The following is a 13,598-nucleotide window of genomic DNA, read 5'->3' on the forward strand; positions in this document are numbered from 1 at the left end:
TCCTTACCGTGCGTCGCGACCGAACCTCAGAACGGCAGCGCCGGGTCGTCCCCGGAGGCGAGCAGTCCGAACAGGGTGAACACCTTGTCCGAGAACCCGCCGATCTCGAACCGGTTCCGCTTGCCGGGCGGAAGCGCGCTCGGACCGTAGCCCGCGGTGTTGATCCCGAAGACCGGGACCGTGTCCGGGATGAACGCGTCCGCGCCCTTGTTCTGGTGGTAGAAGTACGGGAACGCCTGCATGTCGCTGACGATCACCACGCGGTCGTGCCGGTCGTAGGTCGCCGCGATCGCGTCGATCATGCGGGTGCCGTGCCCGACCTCGCCGGAGCGCTTGGCGAACGCCTCGATCCCGCGCAGGACGCTGCCGCCCTTGGTCAGCTCGTGCCTGAAGACGCCGTCGGCGAAACCGACGAGGTCCACGTCGTCGGCGCGTCCGGAGCCCGCCGCGCGGTCCGCCAGCGCGACCCCGATCAGCGCACCGATGTCCAGGTGCGTGACCGTCGAGCGCGCCGACACCCGGCCGGTCATCGACCCGGAGGTGTCGACCAGGACCAGGGTGCGCCCCGGCAGCTCCGGGACGCCGGCGATCGCGTGCCCCAGCGCCCCCTCCAGCGCGTGTCCCCACCGCAGCGACGGCGCGGCCTTGTACGCCGACAGCCACCGGTACGGCAGCATCCGCGACCGTCCCACCTGGCCGGCGTCCAGGAACCGCGAGCAGACCCGCCACGCCACCGCGTCGGCGACCCCGGCCTCGTCGAAGTTCCGCAGGTTCCGCGCCAGCGCCATCAGACCCATCGACGGGATGACCGCCTCCCAGGCGGCCTGGTCCATCGGGCCCTGCAGCCAGCCGGCCAGCGCCTCCCACGTCATGCCCGCCTCGGCCAGGCGCTGCGCGCCGCCCTCGGCGAGCAGCACACCGCGCCGCTCCGCCACCGGCAGCCCGAGCAGCGCAGCCCGCTTGGCCAGCTTCGGCAGTGCCTCCGGCACCGGGTTGTCCCGGTTGTGGCGGCGGTCCAGCGCGTGCCGGAACAGCTCGCCCTGCCAAGGCTTGTCGGCCGCGGCAGCGGGGTGCACGAGATCGATGACGTCGCCGAAGCGGAAGCCCTTGGCGTCCGAGTCGTACTTCGCGAACGAGTACTCGTTGTACAGGTGCGCCACGGCGTCGGCGACACCGCGCTTCACCGGCTTCGGCAGCGCGCGGCCGTAGCGGCCGGTCCAGTACGCCAGGACCTCGCCGGGCTCGTCAGCACGCTGACACGCGGCGGCTATCAGCTGGCGGCCGTACCCGGACGCCTCCGCGTCCAGCCGGGCCCGCACGGACTCGCACGCCGCGACGACGGCGGCGCTGCGCATGTTCGCCTCGGCACGCAGCCAGGTGACGAAGCGCAGCATCCACTCGGGGTCGGAGACGGCGACGGCGTGCACGAGATCGCGGTAGCGCTCGTCACGGGTGTCGGCGGACTCGTAGAAGGTGTCCTCGCCGACCATGTTCGTGACCGCGAGCAGGAACAGGTCCGCCTTCGGGTCGCGCTTGTAGGCCTTGCCGCCCTCGAAGGTCTTGGCGGTCTTGGTCGCTGTCTTGTTGAACTTCGCCATCGGTGGATCACCCCGTGTGGAAACGCGGGGAGCGGCGCGCGGTTCACGGCAGGGCCGAGGACAGGATCGGCCGATGTGCCGGCCGATCCTGCGAGAAGTCGCGAGCGCACTCCCGAGATCTGATTCGGCGGCGGGTGAGTACTTTCCCAAGAAGTATCCGCTGCCTGCGCACCGGGAGGTGCTCCCACAGAATGCTGGTGGAGCTTCGTGGGCGTCCACCGTTTTTCCTCTATGCCGAAGCCGATTCCGGAACCACTGTCGATGCCTCAAGCTGTGCCGTGACCGCCTCGGTCTTGGTCTTCCTGGGGTTCGCGAACGCGCCGAACACCAGCAGCGCCCCGATCCCGGTCGCCGCCGCCGACCACACCATTCCGGTGTGCATCGCGTGCACGAACGCGAGGTCCGCCTGATGCGCCAGGTTCGGGATCCCGTTGTGCCGCGCGACGTTCCGGGCCATCTCGGCGGACGTCTCAGCCTGCTGTTTCAGTGGCGCGGGCAGGGCGGCCACCGAGCCGCCGATCGCGTGCCGGTATCCGATCGACAGGATCGTGCCGCCGAGCGCGATGCCCAGCACGCTGCCGGTCTGGCGCATGGTGGCGTTCACCGCGCTGCCCGCCCCGGCTTGGGCCAGCGGCAGCGAGCCGAGGATCGCGCCGGTCAGCGGGGCGATGGTCATGCCGATCGCGGTGGCCTGGACGATCGACACGGCGATGTAGGCGGGGATCGGCAACCCGAGGCCGACCCGGGAGAAGACCAGGAGCGTGATCGTGGAGACCGTCAACGCGGTGCCGCTGACCCGGCGGACCGAGGTACGGCGCGCGAGCTTCGCGGCGACCGGTCCGCCGATGACGACGCCGAGCGCGCCGGGGATGCCGACCAGGCTGGCGCGCAGGGCCGAGTAGCCGCGGGCGCCTTGGAGGTAGAAGGCGAAGTAGAAACCGCTCGCGCTCAAGGCGAGGAACAGCAGCGTCAGGGAGACGTTGCCGGCGGCGAACTGGCGCAGGCGGAACAGCCGCGGGTCGAAGCTCGGGTGTCGGCGGCGCAGCTCCACGACCACGAACGCGGCGGTCACCACCAGCCCGCCGGCGACGGTGATCCATACCTGCGGTTCGGTCACGGTGCCGTCCTGCCCGGCCCGGATCAGGCCGTAGGACAGCAGACCGAGGCCGGCGGAGGAGAGCAGCAGACCGGGGAAGTCCAGTCCTCGCTTGGCCGGCGGCTGGAAGTTCGGCACGGTCCGGGCGATCGCGACCAGGCCGAGCACCACCACCGGCACGTTGATCAGGAACACCGAGCCCCACCAGAAGTTCGCCAGCATCAGACCGGCCAGCACCGGTCCGGCGGCGATGCCCACCCCGGCGAAACTGCTGAGCACGCCGAAGGCCTGCGGGCGCTGCTCGGGCGGGTAGGTGAAGCTGATCACCGCCAGCGTCGCCGGGATCAGCAGCGCGGCGCCCAGGCCCATGACGGCGCGGGCCGCGATGAGCTGCCCGGTGTTCTGCGAGTACGCGGCGAACACTGAGGCCAGTCCGAACAGCGCCATGCCGGCCAGCAGGGTGTTGCGATGCCCGAAGCGGTCGCCGAGGGCGCCGCCGGTGAAGGTGACGGTGGCCAGGACCAGCGTGTAGGAGCCGGTGGCCCACTGGAGCTGGCCGGGAGTGGCGCCCAGGCCGCGGACCGGGTCGGCGAGGGTTTCGTAGGCGGTGGACAGGACGGTGCCGTCGATCCAGATCAGGAGCTGCGCGAAGATCAGGACGGTCAGGATCAGGCGCTGCCGTCGGCCGGACGGCGGGCTGTTCGTGGACATGGGTGGACGACCCCCCAGGATCGCTGATGAGCAGGTGGGAGTGGTTCGGGATGGTTCAGAATGGTTCGGGACGAGTGACGGGACGACGCGGCCGCGCGCTACAATCGACAGGTACCTGTCGGATACCAGCGTGGCAAACTCGTCAGGTACCTGTCAATCGTTTCCGTGCTCTCTTCTGGCTGTCCGCGCTCTTCGCGAGCTCCTCCCGCGATCGTGAGACCGAGGTGTCCTGCTATGTCCACGTCTGACAAGCTCGGCGAGGACGGCGTCGTCAGCTTCGCCATCCGCCACGTCTGGCTCGGCATGCGCGCCGTCATCGAGGACGAGCTCACCGAGTTCGGACTGACCGTTCCGCAGTTCGCGACCCTGATGATGCTCGACAGCTCCCCGGGGTTGACCGTCGCCGAGGTGGCGCGGGCCTGCGGCACGACCCGGCAGTCCGCGAACGAGATGGTCGCCGGCCTGGAATCCCGCGGCCTGGTCGAGCGCGCCGCGCACCCGACGGACCGGCGCGCGCACCAGCTGCACGCGACCGAGGCGGGCCTGGAGATGTACGCGAAGGCGCGGCCGGCGGTGCGGCGCCGCGAGGAGGAGCTGGAGGCCGGGCTCAGCCCGCAGGTGCGGCAGGCCGCCAGGGAGTGGATGGCGGCGATCGCGATCTCGTGCGGCTTGCCGGACAAGAAGTAGAACCTGCTGACGTAAAACCCTGTTGCGCCGCGGCGCCGCAGCCCGATACCTTGCGTACGCCGTGACCGAAGCGAAGGAGGTGAGACCCATGAAGGCGGTATCGACGTGGGTGCTCCCCGTGCTGTCACGGGCAGGCGACTGACTCAGGAGTCGCCGGGAGCGCCGTTATCAAGTGCTCCCGAAGGGCGACTGCCATGTCTACTTCACTTCTTTTCACCAGTGATTCCTCCGCGGACGGTGTCCGCGAACGCGACTTCACCGTGGGCGGCGTCCCCGGTGTCCTGTGGTCGCCGGACTCCCGTCCCGACCGCGCGCCCCTGGTCCTGATCGGCCACGGCGGCGGCATCCACAAGAAGGCGCCCGGCAGCGCCGGACGCGCCCGCGCGCTGGTGCTCGGCTGCGGGTTCCACGTCGCCGCCATCGACGCGCCCGGCCACGGCGACCGCCCGCGCACCGAGCACGACGAGCGCGAGATCGACGCGCTGTTCGCGGCGCGCGACGCCGGCGAGCCGGAGGGCCCGATCGTCGTGCGCTACAACGCCTATCTGGCCGAGCAGGCCGTGCCGGAGTGGCGCGCGACCCTGGACGCGCTCCAGGAACTGCGCGAGATCGGCGCCGACGGTCCGGTCGGCTACTGGGGCATCAACATGGGCACGGCGATCGGTATCCCGTTCGTCGCCGCCGACCCCCGGATCACGGCCGCCGTCTTCGGCCAGCACTGGCCGGACTTCCTGGCCGAGCCGGCGAAGCGGATCACGATCCCGGTCGAGTTCGATCTGCAGTGGGACGACGAGCACATCCCGCGCTCGGCCGGTCTGGCGCTGTTCGACGCCTTCGCCTCGCCGGAGAAGACGTTGCACGCCAACGCCGGGCGGCACAAGCAGCTGCCCCGGTTCGAGGCGGACAGCGCCGTCCGGTTCTTCGCTCGGCACTTCGGTGCCCCGGCCGCCGGCACGGCGGCCGCGTGAGGGCAGCGTCGTCGGCGTCCGGCCACCCGGCCGGGCGCCGATGCCGCGCCGCTCAGGCGTCGGCGGTGTTCCCCAGCGATTCCTTGGTGATCGAGCCCATCGACACCGCGGCGACCCGTCCCTGCCCGTCGAACTGGACCGACGCGGTCGCCCCGCCCGGCAGCTCGGCGGTGATGGTGTCGCCCTCCTGCCGCCACGGGATGGTGAAGTGGTGGAAGTAGCCGGCGACCACCTCGTACGCCGACCGGTTGAAGAACTGCGCCCCCTGCATCAGCAGTCGGGGCAGCGCTATCGGATCCGGATCGGCGACCGGCACCTGCGGATCGTCCGGCACCATGTACAGCCGCCCGGTCTCATTGGCCTGCACGCCGATGTAGCCGTCGGCACGCAGCACCCCCATCGCCCCGAAAGCCAGCATCTCCGCGGCATACCGGGGGTCTTCGAAGCCCGAGAGGTCCACCAGCTCCTCGGAGAACTCGGGCACCCCGTGATCCAGCCCGAACGACCGCAGCGCCTCAGCCGCGGCCACCACCGGCAGCTTCCCGAACCCGGGGTTCGCCCACCCCCACAACCACGAACCCTCCGCGGTGTCGAAGCTCCCGAGCACACTGATCCGCAGCTCCCGCCCCGACTGCCGATACCGCCGCTCGTCCAGGTTCACCGTCCACGGCCCGATCGGCAGGAACTCGTTGAACTCCTCGATCTGGCGCATGCCCCAGGCCGCGTGGGGCTCCGCCATACGGAGGAAGGCATCGCTGAACGCAGAAGTCACGTGTCGACAGTAGCGGGGCGCGGCGGATTCTGTCGGGGCGATGCTCCAAGCAGCGGGACTGCTCGCAGGTGGCGGGCATGATCTGAATTCTGGCGCGGGAGCGTGAGGGGGTCTGGTGGCTGGGTTGTTGAGGCTCTCAGGGAGCGGCGCGCGCGAGATCGCGATGCTTCTATTCGAGTCCGCCGCGTGCTCTCGTCGCCAGGCGGTCGGCAAAGGCGATGACAAGATCGCGGAGTTCGTCCGGGTCTTCGATCTCGAAGGGCAGGTCGAGTGCGGCCAACGTCGGCGGGATCCAGTCGAGGTGTTCGGCGCGGATGGCGAGGCGGTGCCATGGGGTCTGTGCCTCGTTGCCGTTGCCGTTGCCATCGCCATTGCCGTTGGCATCGCTGAGCGGCTGAATTGTCGCCACACTCACCGGAAACCGCGCCCGGATCTGCTCGACCGTCCCGTGTACTCGGATCGCGACTTCGTACCGGTAGTCCGCCGCCGCGAACCCGGCGAGCAAGCTCTGCCCCGGATCATCGTCCATCGTCGGCGCCTCGAAAGAACCCGGCAGCGCCCTTGCCCCGTCGATCCGATCAAGCCGAAACGTGCGCTCCTCGCCGATTGCCGGATCCAGAGCCCTGACATACCAGCGCTCCCCATGGCTCACGATCGCATAGGGATGCAGTGTCCGGTCACCGCGAACACCGTCGCGGCCGGTGTATCGCACAGCGATCGGCCGCTGATTCGCCACGGCATCGGCGACCGTGAGCAACACCGTGGCATCCAGCGCAGCGCTCTGATCGGGTGCGCCGGTGAACGCCACACTGTCCAGCACGCTCCGGAGCCGCTCGGACAACCGTGCGGGCAGCACCCGCCGGATCTTGGCGCCCGCCGTCTCTCCCGCCGCTCCGAGCGCCGCCGTCAACCCGCTCCGCCGCCCGGCGAGCAGTCCCAGCAGTACCGCCAGCGCCTCGTCGTCACCCAGCATCAGCGGCGGCAGCCGGAAGCCGCGAGCCAGCCGGTAGCCGCCGTAACGCCCGCGCACGGACTCCACGGGGATCTCCAACTCCAGCAGCTGCTCCACGTACCGCCGCACCGTGCGCGCATCGACCCCGAGCCGTTCGGCGATTTCGGCCGCCGTGCGCACGCCTCCGGACTGCAGGAGCTCCAGCAGCGTCAGCACACGTCCGGCGGGGTGATTCACGTCTCCCAATTTAGCGGGGATACCGGACCGATTCTGTCCACTATCGTCCGTACGGTTCGAAGCATGACTACAAACCTCGCGTCGACCCGCATCATCACCGCCGACATCGCCAGCCTGGTCGCCTTCTACGAGAAGGCCACCGCCCTGCCCGCCACCTGGGCCACCCCGGACTTCGCCGAGCTCGCCACCCCCGCCGGCGCGACCCTCGCGATCGGCAGCACCCGCACCGTCCCGCTGTTCGCCCCCGACAGCGCCGCCCCGGGCGCCAACCGCAGCGTGATCATCGAGTTCCTGGTGGACGACGTCGACGCCCTCTGGCAGCGCCTCGCCGCCTGGATTCCCGCCTCCGACGTCGTCGCCGAGCCGAAGACCCTGCCCTGGGGCAACCGCTCCCTGCTGGTCCGCGACCCCGACGGCACCCTGGTCAACTTCTTCACGCCGGTGACGCCCGAGGCGCGCGCGAAGTACGGACTCAGCGCTCTGATCGAGTCCTGAGCCCGTCCATCAGGACGTCGAGAAGTCGTTGCGCCTGCTCGGGATTCCCGCGTTCGCCCGAAACAGCGAGCAGACCGAGCACCGCAGCGCTGACGTCCTCGGCGCTGGTGTCCGCGCGGATCTCTCCGGCGGCGATCCCGGCGTCGAGGATCGTCGCGATCGCCGCCAGGAGCTCCCCGCGCGTGTGCGCTAGCGAGATGTCCCCGGCGTCGACCATGGCGAGCAGCGTGCCGGTCATCCCGCGCTTGGTCGTCAGCCAGTCGGCGAACAAGTCCATCCACAGCCGCAGCGCCCGCGCCGGCGGATGCGCGGCGAGCAGGTCGCGCGCCCCGGCGGTCAGCCGCACGACCTGGTCCTGATACACGGCGTCGACGAGCGCCTCCCGGGTCGGGAAGTGGCGGTAGAGCGTGGCGACGCCGACCCCGGCCTGCCGGGCGATCTCGCGCATCGACGGCTCGGCCTCGGAAGCGGCGAACGCGGCGGTCGCGGCGGCGAGCACGCTCTCGCGATTGCGCAGCGCGTCAGCCCGCAGCTGCTGCTGCGCGGGGGAGGACGGATCGGCGGTCATGGCTAAACGGATCGCGTTCCACTTTGAGCGGTCATCGGGCTAGTATAAGCGGCACGAGCTAAACGGAGCATGTTCCGTTTACCCTCCCCGCACGTCCCGAACCCCTGATTGGAGCCGACATGGCTGACCGCATCACACCTCCCGACACCATGCGCACGGTGCGCTTCCGCGAGTACGGCGAGCCCGCCGACGTGCTCCGCCTGGAAATAGCATCCGTCCCCGCACCGAGCCCCGGCCGCATCCGCATCGCCGTCCACGCCTGCGGCCTCGCCCCCGCCGACTGGGCCCTGTGCCGCGGCCTGTTCGCCGGCGACCTGCCGCGCGGCATCGGCTGCGACGTCGCGGGCACCGTCGAAGCCGTCGGCGAAGGCGTCACGGACGTCGCGATCGGCGACCCCGTCTTCGGCACCGCCGACTACGCCGGCCAACCCAGCGCAGGCGCGGCAGATCACGCGATCATGGACCACTGGTACACCGTCCCCGAAGGACTGGACCTCATCCAAGCCGCCGCACTCCCGATGGCACTGAGCACCGCCTACTGGCACCTCACCCGCCTCGGCCTCTCAGCAGGCAGCACACTGCTGGTCAACGGCGCCGGAACCACCATCGGCTACGCAGCGGTCCAGATAGCCCTCCATCGCGGTCTCCATGTGATCGCCACCGCCGGCGAGACCTACGCCCCGCAGCTGAAGAACCTCGGCGCCACAGTCACCGCCTACGGCGACGGCCTCCCCGACCGAGTCGCAGCCCTCAGCGATACCCCGATCGACATCGTCTTCGACACCGCACCCCCCAACGGCGCCCTCCCCGACCTCATCCGCATCGCCGACGACGACCCCCAGCGCATCCTGACCTGCTCCGACCTGGCCACCGCACCAGACCTCGGCGCACGCGACACCTTCCACGAGGACCGCACCACCTTCACCGACGCCGACCGCTTCAGCCACTTCCCCGAGTTCGCACACCTCGCCGCCAAGGGAAAGTTCACCGTGCCGGTGGCAGGTACCTTCCCGCTCGACCAATGGCGCACAGCGTTGGACATCAGCCAGTCCGGACACGCCCGAGGCAAGCTCCTGCTCCTACCCGGCAGCCAGCGTTGAGCGCCGGCTGAGCTTCGCCTCCGGCACATCCCCGACCTGATCGACCTGCGGACTTGCGCCCCTAGGGCATGCTCAGCCCATGGACGACGTCGAGGTTGTGGACCGCATCTCAGGCCGAGTGATTCTGCTCGACCCGAACGGCCGAGCGCTGCTGTTTCAAGGCTTCGACCCACAACGCCCGAATCAGCTCTGGTGGATCACCCCCGGCGGCGGCCTGGAACCAGGAGAGACTCCCCAGCAAGCCGCCGCGCGTGAGCTCCAAGAAGAGACCAGCCTCGACGTCCAACCGCAGGACCTGGGCGAGGCAGTCTTCCGCAACTACGTGGAGTTCTTCTTCGATGGCCGCCTACTGCGCCAACACAATCACTTCTTCACACTCCGCACCGAGCCCTTCGAGATCTCAACAGCCGGCTTCGACGCACTGGAGCAGCGCACCCACCTCACTCACCGCTGGTGGACCCTCGAAGAGCTCCGCACGACCGACGAGACCTTCTTCCCCGAGGAACTCCCCGACCTGCTCAGCTAGAGTCAGAGCATGACGACCCCACGAAAGGGCCATGCCGCGTAGGCGCCCATCGACCCTACGGGCGAGCGACAAGTGTTTCGCCCGGCCCACAAAGCCCTATTCGAAGATCGGCCCTCTCTCGAGCGCCGCCCAAGCCCACGTGATCCGACTGGAGCAGACCCGCTTCGGTCCAGGGGCAGCGGCTTCGGCTCTCGCCGCGTGGACAGCCATAGCGCGAACGCCCAAAAGCCAGGAGCCCGCTCTATATTCGCCGGGATGCGGCCAGCCATCATGTTGTCCAGCGCCCGGCGACCAGCGCGAGGTCCTGGAACAGTTCATCTGCGCCCTGCCGCTCAAGTCGGCTCGGGAACTGCGAGCGATGGTGCGCACTCTCGATGATGCGATCATCGGCCACCCAGCCGTCGCGTACTCACACCCCACTAGCGGCAGGTGGTGGACTGCTGATGTCTGATGACTAGCTCTGCGCCATGTCCACGAACCGCGAGTAGTGGCCCTGGAAGGCGACGGTGATGTTCGCGGTCGGGCCGTTGCGGTGCTTGGCGACGATCAGGTCGGCTTCGCCGGCGCGGGGGGATTCGCGTTCGTAGGCGTCCTCGCGGTGGAGGAGGATGATGACGTCGGCGTCCTGTTCCAGGGAGCCGGATTCGCGGAGGTCGCTCATCATGGGGCGCTTGTCGGTGCGCTGTTCTGGGCCTCGGTTCAGCTGGCTGATGGCGATGACCGGGACTTCGAGTTCCTTGGCCAGGAGCTTCAGGGATCGGGAGATCTCGGAGACTTCTTGCTGGCGGCTGTCGGGGCGCTTGGAGTTGCTGCTGCTGTGCTGCATCAGCTGCATGTAGTCGATGATCACCAGCTGGAGGTCGTGGCGCTGCTTCAGGCGGCGGGCCTTGGCGCGGATCTCCATCATGGACATGTTGGGCGAGTCGTCGATGAACAGCGGCGCCTCGGAGACCGGGCCCATGCGGCGGGCCAGGCGGGCCCAGTCCTCGTCGGTCATCGTGCCGCTGCGCATGTGGTGCAGGGCGACGCGGGCCTCGGCGGAGAGCAGGCGCATGATGATCTCGTTGCGGCCCATCTCCAGGGAGAAGATGACGCTGGTCAGGCCGTTCTTGATGGAGCAGCTGCGGGCGAGGTCCAGTCCCAGGGTGCTCTTGCCGATGGCCGGGCGGGCCGCGATGATCACCATCTGGCCCGGGTGCAGGCCGTTGGTCAGGGCGTCGAGGTCGTGGAAGCCGGTGGGGACGCCGGTCATCTGGCCGGAGCGGTTGGAGATCGACTCGATCTCGTCCAGGGCGCCTTCCATGGCGTCGGCCAGGGGGATGAAGTCCTCGCTGGTGCGGGCTTCGGTGACGTTGTACATCTCCTGCTGGGCGGCGTCGACGATCTGCTCGACGTCGCTGCCGTCGGTGCTGTAGCCCATCTGGACGATGCGGGTGCCCGCTTCGACCAGGCGGCGCAGGACGGCGCGCTCCTTGACGATCTCGGCGTAGTAGCCGGCGTTCGCGGCGGTGGGGACCGAGTTGATCAGGGTGTGCAGATAGGGCGCGCCGCCGATGCGGTTGATGTCACCCTTCTTGGTCAGCAGCGCCGCGACGGTGACCGGGTCCGCGGGCTCGCCGCGGCCGTAGAGCTCCAGGATCGCGCCGAAGACGGCCTCGTGGGCCGGCTTGTAGAAGTCGATGGCCTTGATGACCTCGATGACCTCGGCGATCGCGTCCTTGGACAGCAGCATGCCGCCCAGGACCGACTGCTCGGCCGGGATGTCCTGGGGCGGGGTCCGTTCGAATCCGCCCTGGTAGGCCTCGTCGGCGGTGTACGGGAGGTCGTCGATGCTCATTACCCGCCTCCCTTGCCCGCGCCGCTACACCTGCGAAACCATCGTCCTTCTTTTGTACGGGACGGCTCCGACAAGCTTGTCGTCCCCACGGTACGGAACCGCGCCCCGCGGGTCGAGGCGGCCGTCCACACCCCCTGTGGATAACCTGTGGAAAACCTGGGGAAAGCTGTGGAGACACGCCGACGTACCTGGGGACAGAGTGTGGAAGGTCCCTGTGAATAATGCGACCATCGACTGATCGTGAAGCCCTGACGTGCACGGGAGCGTCGCCGATTCGTCCACCGGCTGTGGACGAAAATTTTCCTGGAAGAATCTTGCTGGGACCCCCGGATTTTGCTAGGCCGAGGGCTCTCGCGCGGCCCGATCCGTGCTAGGCCGAGCGCTTCCCGGTCATCCGATCCAGCAGGTTCCGCGTGGCCCGCTGGATCCGCACGTCGACGAACCCCGGCGTCGACAGCCCGTGGTTCCAGTGGAACGTCCCGGCGTTGAACATCCACGCCCCGGAGGGGTACTGGCTCAGCACGGTCTGCTGCGTGTCCTTGACCGGCGTGTTCTTCGGACCCTCGGCGGTGAACGGCGACGTCGCCAGGACCGTGGTCTTCGGCCCGCCCTTCACATGCGGGAACACCTTGTCCGCCTCGCCGGCCACCAGACGCGGGATCTGCTCCCCGTTCTTCAGCCCGGTCCCCGCCCAGAACCAGTGCCCGGTCTCGCCGACCACCAGCGGCTGCGGCTGGGTGTCGGTGATGATCGCGGTGTACATCGACCCCAGCACCTGCTGCTCGGGCTGGTTCAGGTCCCGCCACAGCACCGTGGGCGCCACGCTCCCGGTCGCCGCCGGGTCCGGACGCCGCTTGTAGCAGGTCACCTGCCGGTACTGGGAGCCGCCCTGGGAGGCGTCCAGGCGGATGTTCCAGTAGACGTTGTTCGCGGCCATGAACGCGGCACTGACACCCCTAGAAAGCGCGCCTTGGAGCACGGCGCGCATCTGCGGCGTCCAGTATTCGTCGTGGCCTGAGAAGACCAGCGCCTTGTACTTCGCCGGGTCGATCCGGCCGGCGTGCAGGTCGATGCTCGAGGCGTAGGAGATGGTGTACGGCTGCGCCTCGACCCACTGCGCGAAGGCCTGGTCGAGCTCGAACAGCCGCGGCAGCCCGTCCTGGTGGTACGGCCGGTCGAAGGAGACGCGGGTCGCGCAGATGTCGGCGCCGCCCTCCCTCCCGTCGGGCTGGTAGGCGTTGTACAGGCTGGCGCCGAGCGCCTTGTCGACCGGGTACATGTTGTACGCCTGATACGTCGTGAAAGGCAGCACCACCAACAGATCCGCGGGCTTGCCGTCCTCGCGCACCACGAACGGGATGCAGCTGCGGTACTTGTCCGCGGTCTCCAGCGTCGCGACGTACAGACCGCCGCGCCAGGTGTTCGGGACGTTCAGCGTGTACGACAACTGCCACGGCGCCACGACGGTCCGGGTCGGCGCGACGACCTTCAGCGCCGGCTGAACCTTCCCGGTGACCTTGGCACTGGTGAAGACCAGCTCAGAGCCCTTCCCGGCGGCACTGCGCCCGATCCGGTAGACCTTGACCGTGAAGCTCTGCGCCGGCCGCACGCTGATGTGGAAGTCGATCGACTCCCCGACGTTGATGCTGGTCGCCGAGGCGAAACCCTTGATCTGGTGGCCCTCGTCGTCGACCGCCAGGTACCCGGTGGCGTCCGGGCGCCAGGCGCCGTCGTCCGCCAGGGCCAGCGCGAGGCTCGGGACGGTCTCGCCGGTGGCGTTGCTCGGCTCGCCCTCCTGGCCCTCGTTGGCGTCGCCGGTGCCGTAGGTGCTCTTCGCACGCCCGCGCGCCTGCGGCTGCGGCTGGGGCTTGGGAGGGTTCGCGGCCGGCTTGCCGGAGCCGCCGCCGTGGTTCTCCAGCAGGTAAGCGCCGCCGGCAGTGGCCGCCAGCCCGAGACCGCCGAGAATCAGCAGTGATTGGCGGCGGGAGGGGACGTGCATGACCGCCAAGTCAACCAGGTGCCCGCCACCGTGGGCAAACAGAATGCGAAAA

The 13,598-nt window shown here is 69.3% G+C and carries 12 protein-coding genes; 5 read left to right on the forward strand and 7 right to left on the reverse strand.

The window, feature by feature from the left end; all coding sequences use genetic code 11:
• Window positions 1-26: 26 nt before the first annotated feature.
• On the reverse strand, window positions 27-1,598 hold the full coding sequence (locus tag CACI_RS01605) for a TROVE domain-containing protein (protein ID WP_012784570.1): 1,572 nt from the start codon (window positions 1,596-1,598) through the stop codon (window positions 27-29).
• A 229-nt stretch (window positions 1,599-1,827) separates the two neighbouring features.
• Window positions 1,828-3,405, reverse strand: a complete 1,578-nt coding sequence (locus tag CACI_RS01610) for an MFS transporter (protein ID WP_012784571.1) — start codon at window positions 3,403-3,405, stop codon at window positions 1,828-1,830.
• Between the two features lie 234 nt (window positions 3,406-3,639).
• Here CACI_RS01610 and CACI_RS01615 point away from each other — a divergent pair, with 234 nt between their 5' ends.
• Window positions 3,640-4,092 carry a MarR family winged helix-turn-helix transcriptional regulator gene (locus tag CACI_RS01615; RefSeq protein ID WP_012784572.1) on the forward strand — a complete coding sequence of 151 codons (453 nt, stop codon included), beginning with the start codon at window positions 3,640-3,642 and terminating at the stop codon, window positions 4,090-4,092.
• A 194-nt stretch (window positions 4,093-4,286) separates the two neighbouring features.
• Window positions 4,287-5,060: an alpha/beta hydrolase family protein gene (locus CACI_RS01620; protein ID WP_012784573.1), complete on the forward strand. Its 774-nt coding sequence runs from the start codon at window positions 4,287-4,289 to the stop codon at window positions 5,058-5,060.
• Between the two features lie 52 nt (window positions 5,061-5,112).
• On the opposite strand, the gene CACI_RS01625 is transcribed toward CACI_RS01620, so the two are convergent.
• Window positions 5,113-5,832: a DUF6882 domain-containing protein gene (locus CACI_RS01625; RefSeq protein WP_041539984.1), complete on the reverse strand. Its 720-nt coding sequence runs from the start codon at window positions 5,830-5,832 to the stop codon at window positions 5,113-5,115.
• 169 nt (window positions 5,833-6,001) lie between these two features.
• Complete coding sequence (locus CACI_RS01630; protein WP_012784575.1) at window positions 6,002-7,021, reverse strand: helix-turn-helix transcriptional regulator; 1,020 nt, start codon at window positions 7,019-7,021, stop codon at window positions 6,002-6,004.
• Window positions 7,022-7,084: 63 nt separating this feature from the next.
• Between CACI_RS01630 and CACI_RS01635 the strand changes: the two genes are divergently transcribed.
• Complete coding sequence (locus CACI_RS01635; protein WP_012784576.1) at window positions 7,085-7,516, forward strand: VOC family protein; 432 nt, start codon at window positions 7,085-7,087, stop codon at window positions 7,514-7,516.
• Here CACI_RS01635 and CACI_RS01640 read toward each other — a convergent pair.
• A complete protein-coding gene (locus CACI_RS01640; protein WP_012784577.1) occupies window positions 7,494-8,084 on the reverse strand; it encodes a TetR/AcrR family transcriptional regulator in 591 nt (196 codons plus the stop codon). The genes CACI_RS01635 and CACI_RS01640 overlap by 23 nt on opposite strands.
• A 119-nt stretch (window positions 8,085-8,203) precedes the next feature.
• On the opposite strand from CACI_RS01640, the gene CACI_RS01645 reads away from it, so the two are divergent.
• Both CACI_RS01645 and CACI_RS01650 read left to right on the forward strand, forming a co-directional pair.
• Complete coding sequence (locus CACI_RS01645; protein ID WP_012784578.1) at window positions 8,204-9,184, forward strand: NADP-dependent oxidoreductase; 981 nt, start codon at window positions 8,204-8,206, stop codon at window positions 9,182-9,184.
• A 79-nt stretch (window positions 9,185-9,263) separates the two neighbouring features.
• Window positions 9,264-9,710 (forward strand): NUDIX hydrolase, encoded by a 447-nt coding sequence (locus tag CACI_RS01650; RefSeq protein WP_012784579.1) that lies wholly within the window; start codon window positions 9,264-9,266, stop codon window positions 9,708-9,710.
• 454 nt (window positions 9,711-10,164) lie between these two features.
• Here the strand turns inward: CACI_RS01650 and dnaB are convergent, their stop codons facing one another.
• Complete coding sequence (gene dnaB, locus CACI_RS01655) at window positions 10,165-11,547, reverse strand: replicative DNA helicase (protein ID WP_012784580.1); 1,383 nt, start codon at window positions 11,545-11,547, stop codon at window positions 10,165-10,167.
• A gap of 370 nt (window positions 11,548-11,917) precedes the next feature.
• Window positions 11,918-13,546 carry a N,N-dimethylformamidase beta subunit family domain-containing protein gene (locus CACI_RS01660; protein WP_012784581.1) on the reverse strand — a complete coding sequence of 543 codons (1,629 nt, stop codon included), beginning with the start codon at window positions 13,544-13,546 and terminating at the stop codon, window positions 11,918-11,920.
• Window positions 13,547-13,598 lie beyond the last annotated feature (52 nt).

Origin of the sequence: Catenulispora acidiphila DSM 44928, from assembly GCF_000024025.1 — a bacterium.
Taxonomy (GTDB): Bacteria; Actinomycetota; Actinomycetes; order Streptomycetales; family Catenulisporaceae; genus Catenulispora; species Catenulispora acidiphila.